16 protein-coding genes, 1 tRNA gene, 1 pseudogene and 1 riboswitch are annotated in these 17945 nt (G+C 42.8%); of the genes and pseudogenes, 10 read left to right on the forward strand and 8 right to left on the reverse strand.

Annotated features, from left to right (window positions below; all coding sequences use genetic code 11):
• Nucleotides 1-56: 56 nt before the first annotated feature.
• Nucleotides 57-905: a UvrD-helicase domain-containing protein gene (locus HNQ34_RS15525; protein WP_246364268.1), complete on the reverse strand. Its 849-nt coding sequence runs from the start codon at nt 903-905 to the stop codon at nt 57-59.
• Nucleotides 906-1023: 118 nt separating this feature from the next.
• Between HNQ34_RS15525 and HNQ34_RS15530 the strand changes: the two genes are divergently transcribed.
• Complete coding sequence (locus HNQ34_RS15530; protein ID WP_183256191.1) at nt 1024-1251, forward strand: hypothetical protein; 228 nt, start codon at nt 1024-1026, stop codon at nt 1249-1251.
• 30 nt (nt 1252-1281) lie between these two features.
• Here the strand turns inward: HNQ34_RS15530 and HNQ34_RS15535 are convergent, their stop codons facing one another.
• The 3 genes from HNQ34_RS15535 to HNQ34_RS15545 form a co-directional block, all read right to left on the reverse strand.
• A complete protein-coding gene (locus HNQ34_RS15535; RefSeq protein WP_183256193.1) occupies nt 1282-1713 on the reverse strand; it encodes a GNAT family N-acetyltransferase in 432 nt (143 codons plus the stop codon).
• A gap of 7 nt (nt 1714-1720) precedes the next feature.
• Nucleotides 1721-2233: a YjcG family protein gene (locus tag HNQ34_RS15540; RefSeq protein ID WP_183256195.1), complete on the reverse strand. Its 513-nt coding sequence runs from the start codon at nt 2231-2233 to the stop codon at nt 1721-1723.
• A 74-nt stretch (nt 2234-2307) separates the two neighbouring features.
• Nucleotides 2308-3036 (reverse strand): alpha/beta hydrolase, encoded by a 729-nt coding sequence (locus HNQ34_RS15545; protein WP_183256198.1) that lies wholly within the window; start codon nt 3034-3036, stop codon nt 2308-2310.
• Nucleotides 3037-3424: 388 nt separating this feature from the next.
• On the opposite strand from HNQ34_RS15545, the gene HNQ34_RS15550 reads away from it, so the two are divergent.
• From HNQ34_RS15550 to metC, 4 genes are all read left to right on the forward strand, one after another.
• The gene (locus tag HNQ34_RS15550; protein ID WP_183256200.1) at nt 3425-4744 is read left to right on the forward strand and encodes a GntP family permease; all 1320 of its coding nucleotides are present in this window, start codon (nt 3425-3427) and stop codon (nt 4742-4744) included.
• Between the two features lie 19 nt (nt 4745-4763).
• Nucleotides 4764-5540: a 3-hydroxybutyrate dehydrogenase gene (locus tag HNQ34_RS15555; protein WP_183256202.1), complete on the forward strand. Its 777-nt coding sequence runs from the start codon at nt 4764-4766 to the stop codon at nt 5538-5540.
• Between the two features lie 71 nt (nt 5541-5611).
• A riboswitch (SAM riboswitch) is annotated at nt 5612-5720 on the forward strand.
• A gap of 79 nt (nt 5721-5799) precedes the next feature.
• Complete coding sequence (locus HNQ34_RS15560) at nt 5800-6903, forward strand: methionine biosynthesis PLP-dependent protein (RefSeq protein ID WP_183256204.1); 1104 nt, start codon at nt 5800-5802, stop codon at nt 6901-6903.
• Nucleotides 6904-6907: 4 nt separating this feature from the next.
• Nucleotides 6908-8086, forward strand: a complete 1179-nt coding sequence (gene metC, locus HNQ34_RS15565; RefSeq protein ID WP_183256205.1) for a cystathionine beta-lyase — start codon at nt 6908-6910, stop codon at nt 8084-8086.
• Between the two features lie 33 nt (nt 8087-8119).
• Here the strand turns inward: metC and HNQ34_RS15570 are convergent, their stop codons facing one another.
• The 3 genes from HNQ34_RS15570 to mntA all read right to left on the reverse strand — a co-directional run bounded on the left by HNQ34_RS15570 (nt 8120) and on the right by mntA (nt 9772).
• Complete coding sequence (locus tag HNQ34_RS15570; RefSeq protein WP_183256207.1) at nt 8120-8656, reverse strand: HD domain-containing protein; 537 nt, start codon at nt 8654-8656, stop codon at nt 8120-8122.
• Nucleotides 8657-8964: 308 nt separating this feature from the next.
• Nucleotides 8965-9375 carry a type VII toxin-antitoxin system HepT family RNase toxin gene (gene hepT, locus HNQ34_RS15575; RefSeq protein WP_183256209.1) on the reverse strand — a complete coding sequence of 137 codons (411 nt, stop codon included), beginning with the start codon at nt 9373-9375 and terminating at the stop codon, nt 8965-8967.
• On the reverse strand, nt 9365-9772 hold the full coding sequence (gene mntA, locus HNQ34_RS15580) for a type VII toxin-antitoxin system MntA family adenylyltransferase antitoxin (RefSeq protein ID WP_183256211.1): 408 nt from the start codon (nt 9770-9772) through the stop codon (nt 9365-9367). Before mntA ends, hepT begins: the two co-directional genes overlap by 11 nt.
• A gap of 165 nt (nt 9773-9937) precedes the next feature.
• On the opposite strand from mntA, the gene HNQ34_RS15585 reads away from it, so the two are divergent.
• A tRNA-Val gene (locus tag HNQ34_RS15585) sits at nt 9938-10010 on the forward strand.
• 115 nt (nt 10011-10125) lie between these two features.
• A pseudogene (locus tag HNQ34_RS15590) lies at nt 10126-10838 on the forward strand (Rpn family recombination-promoting nuclease/putative transposase).
• Nucleotides 10839-11000: 162 nt separating this feature from the next.
• Here the strand turns inward: HNQ34_RS15590 and HNQ34_RS15600 are convergent.
• Nucleotides 11001-11966, reverse strand: coding sequence for an Rpn family recombination-promoting nuclease/putative transposase (locus HNQ34_RS15600; protein WP_183256215.1), 966 nt, complete (start codon nt 11964-11966; stop codon nt 11001-11003).
• A 294-nt stretch (nt 11967-12260) separates the two neighbouring features.
• Here HNQ34_RS15600 and HNQ34_RS15605 point away from each other — a divergent pair, with 294 nt between their 5' ends.
• From HNQ34_RS15605 to HNQ34_RS15615, 3 genes are read left to right on the forward strand one after another with little or no spacing between them, the layout of a single operon-like run.
• Nucleotides 12261-13748, forward strand: coding sequence for a type I restriction-modification system subunit M (locus tag HNQ34_RS15605; RefSeq protein ID WP_183256217.1), 1488 nt, complete (start codon nt 12261-12263; stop codon nt 13746-13748).
• Nucleotides 13738-14973, forward strand: a complete 1236-nt coding sequence (locus HNQ34_RS15610) for a restriction endonuclease subunit S (RefSeq protein ID WP_183256219.1) — start codon at nt 13738-13740, stop codon at nt 14971-14973. The genes HNQ34_RS15605 and HNQ34_RS15610 overlap by 11 nt, the downstream gene beginning before the upstream one ends.
• Nucleotides 14970-17924 carry a type I restriction endonuclease subunit R gene (locus tag HNQ34_RS15615; protein WP_183256222.1) on the forward strand — a complete coding sequence of 985 codons (2955 nt, stop codon included), beginning with the start codon at nt 14970-14972 and terminating at the stop codon, nt 17922-17924. The genes HNQ34_RS15610 and HNQ34_RS15615 overlap by 4 nt, the downstream gene beginning before the upstream one ends.
• Nucleotides 17925-17945 lie beyond the last annotated feature (21 nt).

A 17945-nucleotide genomic window follows, 5' to 3' on the forward strand; every position in this document is an offset into this window, starting at 1 on the left:
AAGCGAACTTTAGTTGGAGGTTGCCTTTTTGTCCCTTCGTAAAAGTAAATTTATAGTTAAACAGTAAATTTAAAACATATATGCAACGCTAGTGGCTTTTCCCACTGGCTGTTTGCCTTTACGTTTTGGACTGTCACGAGTGTGTTTTTCCAATAAGAAATTTGCTGAAGCGCTTGGTCGTACGCAAATTGCCGTTCATCTAAATCAAGTTCGCGTCCCGCTTCTTTGATCATTTGTTCCCGCTGCCATTCCCATTTTAACAGCCGGCTTATGTGCCAGCGCTCGCGATCAAAATGGGAAATCATTCGGTAAAAAATGCTATGGAACGTGCCGGTCACAAGTTGAGAAACGAAAGACGGGTGCATGCCCAGATATGTCAAAAGGCGGTCTTTCATTTCTTTTGCCGCCTTTGTCGTAAACGTCACGAGCATGATCGAAGAAGGCGGAATGTTTTTTTCCGCGATCATATAGGCGGTTCTGGCCGTTAGCACACGCGTTTTGCCGCTTCCAGCTCCTGCTAAAACGAGAAGCGGGCCTTCCGTTGTTCGCACCGCTTGCAGTTGGGCGGCATCGAGCGGAATGCCAGTTTCTGAAAGCGCACGTATATAGCCGGTTTCGAGATGGACGATTTTCGGTTTTTTTCTTTGAAAAGGAGAAGATGGCTGATAGGCGACCGGCATATTCCATTCATCAAGCAGCTTACTTTCACCGGAAAGCGGACAGGCTAAACGGTGTTCGTGATAAAAATGCGGCTGCTTTTGCATGCCTAAGTATAGTTTGACCGGCTCGCCGCATGCGATGCAGGCGACTTGTCCGCGCAAGGCCGACTCGTATACGGCTTCATATTTTTCTCTCGCTAATTCGGAAAGGCGGATGACTTTTCCTTTGTACTTTGCCTGATCCATATATGAAAATTCCCCTTTTCGTTTTCACACATCAATGTTCATCATAACAAAACATACGATAAGAAAAAAGGATTTGTTTATGATTAGTCGAATTTTATTAAAAAAGGGGGAGTGGAGAATGTATACGCTATTTTCTCCATACGATTCGTTTTTTCACTATGTAAACCGACCGGTGCCGAATCATTTCGATTCATTTGTCACATTTCCGGTTATGCCTGTAAATGGCGTCGATCAATATCGAAATGCCTCCTCGTTTAAGCAGCCGCAGCGAAAAAAGAAGGAGCTGCTTTGGACGCTCGAAATGGAAATGTCAGGAAAAGAACAGAAGTTTGATGAGTATATATAAGAGAAAGGACCGTATCGACATGCTACGGTCCTAAAGAGTTTTGATCATCGTGACGTGAGGAATGCCCGCATCGATAAACACGTCAGAAATCGTTTCGTATCCTAGCTTTTTGTAAAACGGTTCAGCATGTGTTTGCGCATTTAATTTTGCTTTCGTCACGCCATGTTCTTTTGCAAACTGCTCGATACGCTCCATGATGAGGCGGCCGGCGCCTTTGTTTCGATAGTCGGATAGCACGCAAATGCGTTCAATTTTGCCGATTGCTTCATCCAGCATGCGAAATCTTCCTGCCCCGACCGGCTTATTTTGGTCATAAAGAACGAAATGAACCGCTTCGTCTTCGAATGAATCGACTTCTTCTTCCACTGGTACGTGCTGTTCCTCGACAAACACTTTTTGGCGGACAAAGAGGGCGTCCTGGTAAAGCGCTTCCTTTTCTTTTTTGCCAAATACGACTACCATATTATTTTTAGTCCTTTCTAAGATGGAATGTTTCATAAACGGTCCATGCGCCATCTTCTAGCTGATAAAGCAAATGGAAACGGTCGGCTGTTTCTTCAAAGCGCACCGTTTGCATTTTTAATTGCCCGTATACATCGAAATATTCTCCATCTGATAAATCGCGGCCGATTGTAATATGCGGAACAAACGCATATTCCGGATGATCCGTAAAAATGCCGCTGTACAATTTTTCGCGCAATTGTTGAAGTGCTTCGTTCGGCTCTACTTTTAAATAAATGACATTGTTGACCGGATAAAAAGAGCTGAATTTTGTAATTTTTAGCGGAATGACATCCGTTTTTGCGGCGATTTGCTGAAGTTCTTTTACGATCTTATCTATTTCGCTTTCATCCGCTTCAAACGCGCTTTTCAATGTAATGTGCGGCGGAATAAGCGCATAATGGCTATCGTAACGCTTTCGGTACGAATTGGCAAAATCTTGTACTCGTTTCGATGGAAAAATGACAATGCCGTATTTCATCGGAATCCCTCCCTATATTGCGGTATTATTTAATTATAACAAAATTTTGAAAAACATTGTAGTGTAACGTTTGTTTACAAAGCAAGAATATATGCAAGCGCACGAGGGAGATCCGGCTGCCAATATGTCCACGTATGATCGCCGGAAAATTCTTCATATTTGTAAGAAAATCCTTTTTGGACAAAACGATCATATGCTTTTCGATTTGGCGTAATAAAATCACGAACGTTTCCATCGGTTGTTTTGACATCGGTTTCTTTGTTGCCAATCGAGTGATATATATGTAACAAATGCGGCTCAGAAAACTGTTCGATTTTTTCGAGAAGCGCTTTGTTGATATATGGTGATTGCATCGCGATTTTTCCGAACGTATGCGGATAGGTGAGCCCTGCCAATAGCGAAACCGTCCCGCCAAGCGAATCTCCGATTAAAGCGCGCCCCATTCCCATTTCGTACGTGGGGAACTCTTGATCTAAATATGGAACGAGTTCATTTGCCAAAAATTTTAAATAAGCGGTATGTTTGCTTCCGTTTGGATGATATTTTTCGTAACGGTCATGGACATCTTTATACGGGATGCCGACGACAATCGTCCGGTCGATTTTCTGTTCCTCTATCAATTGCTCGACGACGCGGCCGACTTTTCCAAACATAAAATAATCTTTCCCATCTTGGGCGATGAGGAGGGAATATTTATAAAGGGGCGAAAACGTGCTTGGCAAATAAATAAGCAGCGTCACGTCTTCGTCGAGTTCACGGCTGTAAATCGTTTGTTCGGTTATGATTCCTTTTTGTATGATCATCATCTGCCCTCCGTAACGAGTGAAAAATTCGTATAATATTGTAACATATTTTCGGCAAAGTATGTCAGGTTCTATCATATGTGCTTTTAGTTACTGTTCTGTGTTTTTTTTTTTTGCGCTTGGAAGGTGTTTTTATTGCGCGTGTTACAAAGAAAAAGAGACTGAACCAGTCGGAAGAGGTGTTTTCATAAATTACACATTTGCGGAATAAATACATAATAAACAGTTTTAATATTGTATATTTTTAGACCATTTGATTTTGGCACCGTTTTTGCGAAAGAAAAAGGTGAAGCGCTTGTCAAAAGGGGGGGATGAGTCGTTGAGAAGGGGATAAGACAGAAGGATAAACTGGGAATTTTTTGCGAAATGAACATAGGGGGTGTATGAAATGTGGAGTATGATCGGTCTTATCGGGGGACTTGGACTATTAATTTATTTGACGATGAGGGGAATGAATTTATTTATCGCCGCACCGTTATGTGCGCTCATTGTTGCGGTATTAAGCGGACTTCCACTGTTTCCGCAGCTCGTCGGTGAAGGGGAAGCGAACTTCGTCGGCAACTATATGGCCGGCTTTTCAGGATTTATTCAATCATGGTATTTAATGTTTTTACTCGGGGCGATTTTTGGAAAGTTGATGGAAGATAGTGGGGCGGCAGAAAGCGTTTCCAAATGGATTGTCGACAAAATCGGAGTAAAGCGGGCAGCATTGGCTGTGGTGCTTGCTTGCGCTGTATTGACGTATGGCGGCGTTAGCTTATTTGTTGTCGCATTTTCTGTGTATCCGATGGCGGTTAGCTTATTTAAGCAGGCGAATTTGCCGCGCCGTTTTATTCCAGGGGCGCTCGCGTTCGGCTCTGTTACGTTTACGATGACATCTGCCGGCTCACCGGAAATTCAAAACTGGATTCCGATTGAATATTTAAAAACGTCTCCGTATGCCGGCTGGGAAGTGAGCCTTATGGTGGCGGTCTTTATGGCTGTTTTCGGCTATTGGTGGTTAAAGCGGATGATTATGAAAGCGATTTCAAATGGCGAACGGTTCATGGAAAGAGAAGGCGATCCGGTGGCGAGCGATAAAGCGTTACCTCATCCAATGGCTGGATTCATTCCGTTAATTGTCGTTTTAGTCATTTCTTTTGCGTTCCATAATTCACTAAAGCAGTCTGCACTCATTGTTGCACTGCTCGGCGGTGTGATCGCTGTGTACGCGCTCAACCGCAACTACTTCCAAAACTTTAGCGGGGCGCTTTCCGAAGGGACGCTCGGTGCGTTAATTGCGCTTGGCAACACAGCGGCTGTCGTCGGGTTTGGCGGTGTGGCGAAAGCGGTTCCAGCTTTTACGGAAGCAGTGCAGGCGATTACAAATATCCCAGGAAGCCCGTTAATCGGCAGCGCGATTGCGATTAGCGTCATTGCTGGAATTACCGGTTCGGCCTCCGGCGGTCAGGCGATTGCGTTACCGTTGCTAGCACCTCACTACTTAGATATGGGGGTCAATCCAGAGGCGTTGCATCGCGTTGTTGCGATCTCATCAGGTGCTTTAGATTCTTTGCCACATAACGGTTATGTCGTCACAACGATTCGGGCGATTTGTGGCGAAACACATCGCGATGCGTACGGCGCGGTTGGTGCGTTAACGGTCATTGTTCCTGCGCTCGGAACGATTATTGCAATCATTCTTTTCTCGTTTGGACTAGGGATTTAACATAGGAGGTTATGGCAGTATGGTATGCGATCAAGTGATGTTCATAACAGGGGCGGCACAAGGGATCGGATTTGCAATTGCCAAGCGTTTTGCTGAACATGGAGCAAAAGTGATCCTTACCGATGTAAATGAAGAATGTGTGCAGGAAGCGGCGCGGCAGTTGAATGAACAAGGATTTGAAGCGACAGGTTTTAAATGCGATGTGACGGCGGAAGAGGAGATCAAGGCCGCCATTGAGAAAACGATGGCGAAATATGAGCGCTTGGATATTTTAGTGAATAATGCGGGATTGCAACATGTAGCGCCAATTGAAGAGTTTCCAACAGAGAAATTTGAGCTGCTCGTTCGCGTCATGCTAGTGGCGCCGTTTTTAGCGATTAAATATGTGCTTCCTATTATGAAACAGCAACAATACGGCCGCATTATCAATATGGCGTCGATTAACGGATTGGTCGGTTTTGCCGGAAAAGCGGCATATAATAGCGCCAAGCACGGGGTGATTGGGTTGACGAAAGTAGCGGCGCTCGAAGGAGCACCGCATGGAATTACCGTCAATGCGCTTTGTCCCGGCTATGTCGATACGCCTCTTGTCCGCAATCAGCTGGCGGATTTAGCCGCGACGCGTCATGTTCCGTTAGAAAACGTATTGGAAGAAGTCATTTATCCGCTCGTGCCGCAAAAACGGCTATTGTTGCCGGAAGAAATTGCGGATTACGCTCTTTTTTTAGCAAGTGATAAAGCAAAAGGCGTGACCGGTCAAGCGGTCGTCATTGACGGTGGATATACGGCGCAGTAAAAAAATGCTTGCAAATTCTCGAAAAATCGTGTACATTGATAGAAAATCAGAAAATTCTATATAGTATTTCGTTCTTATCAAGAGAAGCGGAGGGACTGGCCCAGTGAAGCTTCAGCAACCAGCCAATTTTTTGGCCAGGTGCTAAATCCAGCGAATTGTTTTCAATTCGGAAGATAAGAAGAAGCACTTCTATCGGTCTGTAAAAGTCTTCTTCTTAAAAGAAGACTTTTTTTATTTTACGAAAAGGGGAGAAACGTAGATGGAAAAAGTAGAAACAGTGCTTGCGCAAATCGGAAATCGAAGCGAGAAAGTGACAGGGACGGTTAATCCGCCTGTTTATTTTTCAACGGCTTATCGCCATGAAGGAATTGGACAGTCGACAGGGTTTGATTATATCCGTACCGGAAATCCAACGCGGAAAATCGTCGAAGAAGCGATTGCCAAACTCGAAGGCGGAGACCAAGGGTATGCGTTTAGCTCGGGCATGGCGGCGATTCAAACGGTATTGGCGCTGTTTGAAAGCGGCGATGAGTTTTTAGTGTCCGCCGATCTTTACGGTGGTACATATCGGCTTTTTGAAAAAGGATGGAGAAAGTACGGATTGTCGTTTCATTATGTCGATTTTCGCGACATATCATTAGTGGAGAAATCGATTACAGAAAAAACGAAAGCGATTTTTCTGGAAACGCCGACGAACCCGCTTATGCAAGAAACAGACATTCGCGAAGTAGCCCAGCTTGCCAAGCGGTACGGACTGGTTCTCATTGTTGACAATACGTTTTATACGCCGGTCATCCAGCGCCCGATTGAACAAGGGGCGGATATTGTGATTCATAGCGCGACGAAATATTTAGGCGGCCATAACGACGTGCTAGCCGGTTTAGTCGTTGCCAAGGGCGAGGAGCTTTGTCAACGGCTGGCGGAATATCATAATGCGATCGGCGCAGTGTTGTCGCCGTTTGATTCGTGGCTGTTAATCCGCGGAATGAAGACATTGGCCTTACGGATGAGACAGCATGAAGAAAACGCGCGGCGCATTAGCGAATTTTTAGCTTCTCATGAAGATGTGACGGACGTATTGTATCCGGGGCGAGGCGGAATGCTATCGTTTCGCGTGCGCGAAGAACGATGGGTGAATCGCTTTTTACAAAGCTTACAAATCATTACGTTCGCCGAAAGTTTAGGTGGGGTGGAAAGCTTTATTACGTATCCTGCGACGCAAACCCATGCCGACATTCCAGAAGAAATTCGCATCGCCAACGGTGTCTGTAACCGCCTGCTACGCTTTTCGGTCGGCATTGAGCATGTCGAAGATTTAATTGCTGATTTGTCGCAAGCCTTGGAAAAAATGAAAGAGGTGTGACGAAATGGAAAAATCGTTTTCGTTTCAAACAAATTTATTGCATAACAAATGGAAAATCGATGAGCAGACGGGAGCTGTCAGTGTGCCGATCCAGCATGCGTCGACGTTTCATCAAGCCGATTTTGATGAGTTCGGAAAATATGATTATAGCCGCTCCGGCAATCCGACGCGGGAAGCTCTGGAAGAGACAATTGCCGAACTGGAAGGAGGAGTGAGAGGGTTTGCTTTTTCTTCCGGTATGGCGGCGATTTCAACAGCGTTTTTGCTTTTGTCAAAAGGCGATCACGTTCTTGTGACCGAAGATGTGTACGGCGGCACGTACCGGATGATTACGGAAGTATTAAGCCGTTTTGGCATTGAATACACGTTTGTCGATATGACCGATTTGCATGAAGTCGCTTCGCATATTCGCCCGAATACGAAAGTGATTTATGTGGAAACGCCATCGAATCCGCTGTTAAAAATTACCGATATTCACGGCATTGTGAAGCTGGCGAAAGCGAACGGTTGTTTAACGTTTTTAGACAACACATTTATGACACCGACCTTGCAGCGTCCGCTTGATTTAGGTGTCGATGTCGTGTTGCATAGCGCGACAAAATTTTTATCAGGGCATAGCGATGTTGTGGCGGGGCTTGCGGTCGTGAAAGACAAAGAGCTTGCCGATCAGTTGTATAAATTGCAAAATGCGTTCGGCGCGGTGTTGGGCGTGCAAGATGCGTGGCTTGTGCTGCGCGGTTTAAAGACGCTTCACGTCCGCCTTGAGCAATCGGCCCAATCAGCGCTTAAAATCGCCCAATTTTTAGCGAACCATCCGAAAGTTGAGGAAGTGTATTATCCGGGGCTTTCGGATCATCCGGGCCATTCGATTCACCGGTATCAAGCGTCCGGGTTTGGCGCGGTGTTGTCATTTCGCTTAGCAGATGAAGAAGCGGTTCGCACGTTTGTGCAGCATGTGAAAATTCCGGTATTTGCGGTCAGTTTAGGGGCGGTCGAGTCAATTTTGTCATATCCGGCGAAAATGTCGCATGCGGCGATGCCGAAAGAAGAAAGAGAGAAGCGGGGAATTACCGACGGCTTGTTGCGCTTAAGCGTCGGGCTAGAAGCAGCGGATGATTTAATTGCCGACTTTGACAAAGCGCTTTCTTATGTCAAGACAAGGCCGGAAGCTGTTTCGCGATAACGGGATATAAGGCTAGGTCTATATCGCCTAGCCTTATATAATGTCGTCGAGCCGTTCTTGTTGCAGTTGGCGGTCGACGAGTTCATCCAATTGTTTGATTTTTTTTAGAGCGAGCGCATTGTCGATTTTCCGGTAGTGATGTTTGCCGCCCGGCTCTTCATCGGCTTCGTCAGCCAGCTTAATAATCGCCTGTAACGGTTTTCGTTTAAATTCACCTTCGGGAAGGTAAGAATCGGTGTGCAAAAGGATGGCGAGAGCGATTTCTTTGGCGTTTTTCGGATGCTCGCCTAAGCGGATAAGCAATTTATGCGCTCGTTCGGCGCCTTTAATGGCGTGAATGTCATTTTGTTTATATTGTTCGTAGTCCCATGTTCCGTTCGAGTACCATTCGTAGTGGCCGATATCATGCAAAAGTGCGGCTTTCGTTGCCAGATCGACATTGACGCTGTGTTGAAGGGCGAGCCGATACGCGTGATAGGCTGTCGCGATCGCGTGTGCAATACCAGACCGTTTCAAATACTTTTGCGCAATCGGATGGACAAACACGTCTGTCAGCGTGACGTATCTCATCAACATCCCCTCCGTTTTACGTGTTTCTTTTCATCATATCACAAAAAGTGGAGCGAAGACAATGAGAGAGCATCACAGATAACGTTTTCAAAAGAAAAAATCGAAAGCATATATGAAGAATGATTTTTATTATAAAATATACCGATCATTTCCTTCGCCAAACTGAAAACGGTTTGCTTGGGGTGTTTTTCAATCGTACTGTGCGGATTTTGTCATGAGGATGGAGATTTTGTTTTATACTCAGCCTAAATGGTATCCATTTTCCTAGAAGCGCCCCCCGCCTTCGCTTGGAGGCAGGAGTTTTTCGCTTAATCGTGATAATGGAGAATAGCTTGAGTGAATTCGGTAAAGTCGGTTAAATGACGCTCTAAAATGGCTTGTAAAATGTTTAAGTTAATCTGTTGGTAATCATGTACCGCTATGTTTCGGAATCCAACCATCGCTTTCATTTTTTGCGAAAGAGAAGAAGAGATAATCCCGTGTTCTTCTAATATGGAAAACGCGTCCCGGCTGTTTTGCGGAAGGCCTAGTTGTTTTTGAGCTACAATGTGCATGGCGAGGTCAATGCTTGCTTCACACGCTCGCTGGAGATTGAGAATAATCGAATCTTGCTTTGTGTAGTTTTGCAAATGATTTGGGTTATCTTCGTATTCTTCACCGATGCGCTTCAAGCATCGTTCGATGATGCTAATTTTATTCAAAATCACATCATTTTCCATAAACAGACCCGCTTTCGCTTATTTTTTTTAAGATGACAGAACGCTCTTCGTTTAACTTAGCGTACATTTTAAACGCTTTTAACTCAAATTCCATTCGTTTTTTCTCATCTGAACAATAGATCGTTTTTCCGGTGTGGACGACTTGAGCCTGAAACACGGTGCTTGCTTGTTGAAGGTCGATAAGGTCTACTTCCCGTTTTAAGAGATTGGCGAGCTCTTGCGCGATCATAAACAGTTCATATGGATCGAGCTGTTTTTCATCGCTCAAAAAAGCGATATCAACATCGCTGTTTGGACGGACCGTTCCGTTGACAGTGGAGCCGAATAAATAAATGACAAACGGCGCTAATTTTTCTTTTAATACATGGACAATCGTTTCCTCCATCGTCTCGGCCATGCCAATTCCTCCTGATCTTTTGTTTTATTATACCATAATTGCCGTTTATTCTAGACGTGGCATAAAGAAGGAGGGGGGAGAAATTTTTTTGAAAAAAGTCTTTGACAAATCACATGCTCGTCTATATAATAAAAGATGTGTTCGATAGAGCACAATGACAAATATGATTCCGTAGCTCAGCTGGGAGAGCGCTACCTTGACAGGGTAGAGGTCGCTGGTTCGAGCCCAGTCGGAATCATCGGAAGACCCGAGTTCTATGAAAGAGCTTGGGTTTTTTATTTTTCAAAAACTAACAGGGAAACCGCACATTTTGTCGAATAAGGACAGTAAGCTATAATATGCGAAGTGACTATATGTCCATTGACCACGACCGTTTGTTTAAAGAGTTGATCCAAACGTTTTTTGAGGAATTTATTGTTCTCTTTTTTCCAGCGATGCATGAGCATATTGACTTTCGCCATTTGTCGTTTTTATCGGAAGAATTGTTTACCGATGTAACGGCAGGGGAGAAGTATCGCGTTGATTTGCTTGTCGAAACGAAGTTAAAAGGGAAAGACGGACTTGTCATCGTCCATATCGAAAACCAAAGCGATGTGCAAACGTCGTTTCCTGAGCGGATGTTTATTTATTTTAGCCGCTTGTTTGAAAAATATCGTAAAAACATTGTTCCCATCGCTGTTTTTAGCTACGATACAATCCGCGACGAACCTTCAACGTTTACTCTTCAATTTCCTTTTGGCAACGTGCTCGACTTTCACTTTTTTACCGTCGAATTGCGCAAACAAAACTGGCGAAGCTACATCCGTAATGATAATCCAATCGCCGCTGCATTGTTAAGCAAGATGGGGTATACTGAAAGTGAACGAGTGGAACTGAAAAAACAATTTTTACGCATGCTTGTACGGATGGAATTGAAGAAGGGATGAAACAAGTCATCAAGCAAGGAATGAGACAAGGAATGAAGTACCTTGTACAAACGATGGCGAGAAAAGGAATGAGCGTAAAAGACATTGCGAATGTAACGGATCTTGCAGAAGAAGAAGTGCAGCAGTTGTTGGAACAGTGATGAGTTTGTCCAACATTCATAACTGTCGTCGATTTCTAAGTGTGTAAAAACACTAGAGAATCGACGGCAGTTTGTTTTTTCCATGTTGCCTGCCTAGTTGTATCGAATCGATATAAAAACAAAAAAGCCAGCGTCCAAAAGCACTGACTTTTTTATTATGACCTAGCTTTTCAACCGTTCTCGTACTTCTTCTTCTGTCATGTCCAATATATTAGCAATCTCCGCCACGCTCATTCCTTTTTCGCTCATTTTTCTAATCGTTCCCTTTATTCCTTCTTCTCGTCCTTTTTCCAATCCTTCTTTCAATCCTTCTTTCAATCCTTCTTCCCGACCTTGTTCTAATCCTTTTTTCAGCCCTTCCTTCAATCCTTCCTCCCGGCTTCCGCGAATGTTCGATAGCTGATCAAGCAGCCATTTTAGCCGCATTTCGTATGCGTAGCGGTTTTCCGGGTCAACGCTCAAACTTTGCCATTCTTCTAAAGCTTCTAAAATTTCTTGTTCTGTCATCGCGATTCCCTCCAATTCGCGAAACATGTCTTCGTCCATTCGTTTTGTTCGGCTATCCACCGCCGACAACATCGTCAGCCATGGCCATTCCGGCGATTGCTTCACTTCTCTCCGATATTTCTTCCATTTTACCATAAATTGTGACAAGTCGAGTACATGAAATTCAAGGTGATCGCTCCAAAGAAATTGTTCTTCATCTTCACGGATGTGAAAGACGGTGTGGAAGCGGTCGGTTTCGTGCGGAAAGAGTGGATAGTTGAGGATGGCGATCATGATGGTCGGAGGAAGGGTGTCGTACCGTTCTCCTTTTGATAACGAAGATGAAAACAACCGCGCCCAATAGTACAGTAGCCGTTCCGGCATGCCGTATTGCGGGATGATTTGAATTTCGACGTGAATGCGTTCGCCGCGATTCGTGCGAACAATGACGTCTAGCCGTCCCGTTTTTCCGTCTTCTGTTTCTTTCGTCAGTTCGGTGTTTTCAAATTGCACATCGACGATGCGGTCATCGCCTGTCCGATGCAACAACGCGTTTAAAAACGCCATCGTAATCGACTTTCGGCTCGGGTGTCCAAACAGCTGTTTAAACATAAAATCCATTTTTAAATCAAGATACTGCATACACTTCATCCTTTCATGACATATACACATTTATTACACACGGGAAATATAGGAAATGCAAAAGTGGAAAATTGAATGTTGAGGCACATTTTTTGCGAAAATCGGCGGAAAAAAAACGGTAGGAAGAAAATTTTGTGGACTGAAAACTCAATTTTCGATGGGAAAGGAACATTTTTTTCGATAGGTGACAGGAAACGTTTAGTGACGTAAAATGACAGTAGTTTACAATAGGAATTTTTGTTATAGTTAAAGTTGTAAAACGTGAAAAGTACAACAGTAGATGGAGGCAGTACGATGGGAAAGTTAACGCTGCAAGAACTTGAATCTCATTTATGGGAATCAGCGAATATATTGCGTGGTAGCATTGATTCTTCTGACTATAAAAACTATATTTTTGGAATGTTGTTTTTGAAGCGATTAAATGATGTATTTGTGGAAACAGCTGAGAGGATTGAAAGAGAAGAAGGGGAAGATTACGGTTGGTATGATCGTGATGAACATCAATTCTTCGTGCCTGAAAAAGCACGTTGGAGTTATATTCAATCCCATTCCCAAGACGTGGGGGCTGTGATTAATAAAGCTTTTGAATTATTAGAAGATGAGAACCCTTCTTTACAAGGGGTATTAGCGAATATTGATTTTAACGATAAAGAAAAATTGTCCGATAAAACAATTCTTCAATTAGTACAACACTTCTCACAAATTGACTTACGCAACGAAAACTTATCAGAACCTGACATCCTTGGACGTGCTTACGAATATCTTATTAAGCAGTTTGCTGACGATGCAGGGAAAAAAGGCGGCGAGTTCTATACGCCAAGTCAAGTCGTTAAATTAATTGTCAAACTCATTAAGCCTGAAGAAGGCATGCGTGTATGTGACCCAACAGCGGGATCTGGCGGGATGCTCATTCAATCCGTTGACTACATAAAAGAAAAAGGCGGCAATCCACGCAACATTACATTGCATGGACAAGAGAAAAACTTAAATACGTGGGCGATTTGTAAAATGAATTTGTTGCTTCATGGCTTAAGCGATCATGAAATTAAAAAAGGCGATACGATTCGTGAACCAAAACTATTAGACGAAAACGGCGAGCTTCTATTATATGATCGTGTCATTGCCAATCCTCCGTTTAGCTTGAAAAACTGGGGACGTGAAGAAGCAGAAGCAGACGAATTTAACCGTTTCCGCTTTGGTTTACCGCCAAAAAACGCAGGAGACTATGCGTTTATTCAACATATGATTGCCACACTCAATGATGAAGGAAAAGCGGGAGTCGTCATGCCGCACGGTGTTCTTTTCCGTGGCGGAGCGGAAGGTAAAATCCGTCAAGGCATCTTAGAGGAAGATTTAATTGAAGCAATTATCGGTTTGCCAGCGAACCTTTTCTACGGAACAGGCATTCCAGCATGTATCCTTATCATCAACAAAAACAAAGAAGAACATAAAAAAGGAAAAGTTCTATTCATTGACGCATCAAAGGACTACCAAGAAGGAAAAAATCAAAACGTTCTTCGTGATGAGGATATTCAAAAAATCGTCAGCACATACGATGTATGGAAAGATGTCGACAAATACAGCCGTGTCGTTACACTAGAGGAAATTAAAGAAAACGAATACAACTTAAACATCGCTCGTTACGTTGATACAACTGAAGAAGAAAAAGAGCAAATTGATGTGGCAGAAGCACTTCGCCAACTTCGCCAACTCGAACAAGAACGGGATAAAATTGAAAAGGTGATGTATGGGTATTTGAAGGAGTTGGGGTATGGTGAGTGAATGGAAAAATTGCTTATTAGGTGAAGTTGTTGAATATGCTAATGGCTCATCCTTTCCAAACGAGTTTCAAGGAAAAAAGAACGGGAAATATGATTTTTATAAGGTAAGCGACATGAATAATCCTAAAAACTCTGTATTTATGATAGAAGCAGAAAATACGGTTGATGATGAAGCTGTTGCAGAATTAAAAGCAAAAATTCATCCAAAGGACACTGTTATTTTTCCAAAAGTAGGGGCAGCACTTCTTACTAATAAGAGAAGAATTTTATCTAAACCTTCTCTTTTTGATAACAATATAATGGGACTAAAAGCAAAAAAAAGTATTCTACCAAAGTATCTATACTATTTCATGTATACTATTGACTTTGGAAAATTTGTTCAATCAGGGGCGGTTCCTTCCATTAATAAAACGATTGTAGACAATCTCTCAATCAAGTTACCACCTTTGTTCGAACAACGCAAAATCGCAGCTATTCTCTCATCCGTCGATGAAGCCATAGAGAAAACCGAAGTCATCATCGAGCAAACGGAGAAAGTGAAAAAGGGGCTTATGCAACAGTTGCTCACAAAAGGAATTGGACATACGAAGTTTAAAAAGACGGAGATTGGGGAGATTCCTGAAGAGTGGGAAGTGAAAGCCCTCGAAAATATATCGAAATTTATTGATTATCGTGGTAAAACTCCAAAAAAAACAGAAAGAGGAATTAGACTAATCACAGCCAAAAATATTCGTGATGGATATATTAGTGATGAACCTATAGAATTTATTGCAGAAGAAGATTATGATTCATGGATGACAAGAGGCATCCCAGAATACGGTGATGTGTTATTTACTACAGAAGCTCCACTTGGAAACATTGCTCAGCTGAATATTCGAGAAAAGGTTGCGTTTGCTCAAAGAGTGATTATAATTCAGCCTATTATTGACAAACGATTTATGAAGTATGTATTAATGGGAGAAAGGTTCCAAAATGAAATTGAATCACTTTCAACAGGTTCAACTGTGAAAGGGATTAAATCTAGTGTACTGAAGAAGGTAAAGATTCCAGTTCCTCCACTTGAGGAGCAAAGACGAATAGGCGCCATTCTAGAATCATTTGAAGGTAAGTTATTAACTGAAAAACAAAAGTTAGAAAGACTTAAATTCATTAAAATAGGTCTCATGCAAGTTCTTCTCACAGGCAAAGTTCGTGTCAAAGTCGATGATGAGGTGATGTCACAGTGACCACCGCAAGTGAATGGAATGAATTAAATCTTGTGGAAAAACGTTTGATTCATCAGCTTCAAGAGTTGGGCTATGAACATGTACCAGGCTCAGCTCTTGAAGCTGAACGGGGCTCATTAAGCGAAGTCATTTTAAAGGAACGGTTAAGGAAAGCGATTCAGCGGTTAAATCCATGGATAGATGAAAATAACCTTGCCCGCATCATTTACAATCTGACTCACATTGAAGCGACGGGTCTCATGCAAGCGAATGAAAAGTTTCATGAGATGCTTGTGAACTATATTTCGATTCAACAAGATTTAGGAAAAGGGAAAAAGAATCAAACCGTTAAATTAATTGATTTTGATAACCCTTATAACAACGAATTTCTTGTTGTTGACCAATTCCGTATTCAAGATGCAAGAGGCACGATTCGCCCTGACGTTGTGATTTTTGTGAATGGATTGCCTTTAGTCGTGGTTGAATGTAAAAGCCCGACGCTGCAAGAAGATGCGCAAATTTCGAAAGCGGTTAATCAATTGCGCCGCTATCAAGAAACGCATGAGCAACTGTTCTACTATAACCAGTTTATGATTGCGACAAGCAATTATCGTGCGAAAGCGGGAACGATTGGCGCTAAAGTGCAACATTACAGCGAGTGGAAAGACCCTTACCCAAGAACGGTACCTGAACTTGGCGACTCCCCGACGAAACAAGACATCTTAGTCGCGGGAATGTTAGCGAAAGAAAACTTGCTTGATTTGATTCAGAACTTCATTGTCTTTGAAGTCGACGGCGGTCGGGTGATTAAAAAGATTGCCCGTTATCAACAATTCCGTGCGGTCAATAAAGCAATTCATCGCATTTTACATGCAAAAACACCGAAAGACCGCGGCGGGGTGATTTGGCATACACAAGGTTCAGGTAAATCGTTGACGATGTTATATTTAGCAGTAAAACTTAGAAGAATCAAAGAGTTGCAAAATCCAACGATTGTCGTTGTAACCGACCGTAAAGACTTGGATGACCAAATTACAAAAACATTCCGTAAGTGCGGCTTTCCTAATCCACAACAAGCGGAAAGCGTCAAAGACTTGAAAAGGTTATTACAGCAAGGCCCTGGTTCTACAATTATGACCCTTGTGCAAAAGTTCCAACCAGACAAGGATCAAGACGAGTATCCAGAGCTTTCGAGATCGGAAAATATCTTTGTATTAGTTGACGAGTCGCACCGTACGCAATACAAAGGTCTAGCGATGAACATGCGGAAAGGCTTACCGAATGCATGTTATCTTGGCTTTACAGGAACGCCAATCGATAAAGAAGATAAAAGTACAACAAGAACGTTTGGCTCTTATATTGATAAATATACCATTGAACAAGCTGTGGACGATGGAGCAACCGTTCCAATCTTCTACGAAGCTCGAATGGTCAACCTTCATTTGCATGGCGACTCATTAGACCGTTTATTTGATCGTAAATTTAGTGAATATAGTGAAGAAGATCGTGAACGGATTAAAAAGAAATATGCCAAGGAAGAAGCGATCTTAGCCGCGCCGAGCCGCATTGGACAAATTGCGTTGGATATTGTGGAACACTTTGAAAATTATATCCTGCCAAACGGTTTTAAAGCACAAGTAGTGGCGGTGAACCGTGAAGCGGCAGCCATTTATAAACAAAAGCTAGATGAACTCATTAACGGAAAATATGAAACAGCATTAATTATTTCAACAGGTCCTGAAGATAAAAACAATGAACTATTAAAAGATTACTCACTGTCCCGTGAGGAGGAAAAACAGTTAATTGAACGGTTCAAAAAGCCATTTGAGGAAGACAAACTAGCGATTTTAATTGTTTGTGATAAACTCCTAACAGGTTTTGACGCTCCAATCGAACAAGTGATGTACTTAGATAAGCCTTTAAAAGAGCATAACCTACTTCAGGCAATCGCTCGTACAAATCGTACATATGAAGGAAAAACCTATGGACTCATTGTGGACTACTTTGGGGTATCAAAATTCTTGGAGAAAGCTCTTGCGATTTTCTCTAAACAAGATATTCAAGGGGCGCTACTCCCGATTGAAAGCGAATTGCCGAAGTTGAAACAAGCCCACCGAAAAGCGATGAGCTTTTTTGATTACATCAATCGAGATAATGCTGACGCATGCGTTCAAGTATTAGAGCCTGAAGATGTGCGGCATGAGTTTGAAAAAGCGTTTAAAGAGTTTTCCAAACGAATGGATATGATTTTACCGAACCCTGAAGCTTCTCCATATGTAGAAGACTTAAAGTTTTTAGGTAAAGTACGGCAAATGGCCAAAACGTTATATCGTGACGAGCAAATGGACATTTCCGAATGTGGCGAGAAGGTGAAACAACTTATTGCGGAGCATCTATATGCAGAATCTGTAGAAGTCATCCATGAACCAATTGATATTTTGTCCAATAAGTTTGATGAACGGCTAGAAAAAGCACCATCGAAAGAAGCACAGGCGGCGGAAATGGAACATGCGATCCGTCATGAAATTAAAGTGAAGCTGGAAGAAAACCCTGTTTATTATACGTCACTAAAAGAAAAGCTAGAGCAACTAATCGAAGCAAGACGGAAAAAGATGCTGGATATTGCGGAGTTAGTAGAAAAATTGCGCAACATGGTCAATGAAATGCGAAACGTCAACCAACAAGCGCAAAATCTTGGGTTCACACGAGAACAATATCCGTTTTATCAATTGTTCCAACAGCTTCTTCCAGACGAAGAACATAAAGATGCGATCGATGCGTTGACACATCTCGTAACGGACATTATTGCCGAGGAAAGCCAAGTTATTGATTGGGTAAACAAAGAGGATGTGAAACGTGAAATGCGGAAGAAAATTAAGAAGCAGCTGCGGGCAAGTGTGATTCCTAAAGATCAGTTAGAAAACATAACACAACAGATTATGTCATTAGCGATGGTTCATTATAAACGATAAAGCCTCCCACCAATCTAAGGG

The organism is Anoxybacteroides tepidamans (genome assembly GCF_014201465.1).
Taxonomy (GTDB): domain Bacteria; phylum Bacillota; class Bacilli; order Bacillales; family Anoxybacillaceae; genus Anoxybacteroides; species Anoxybacteroides tepidamans.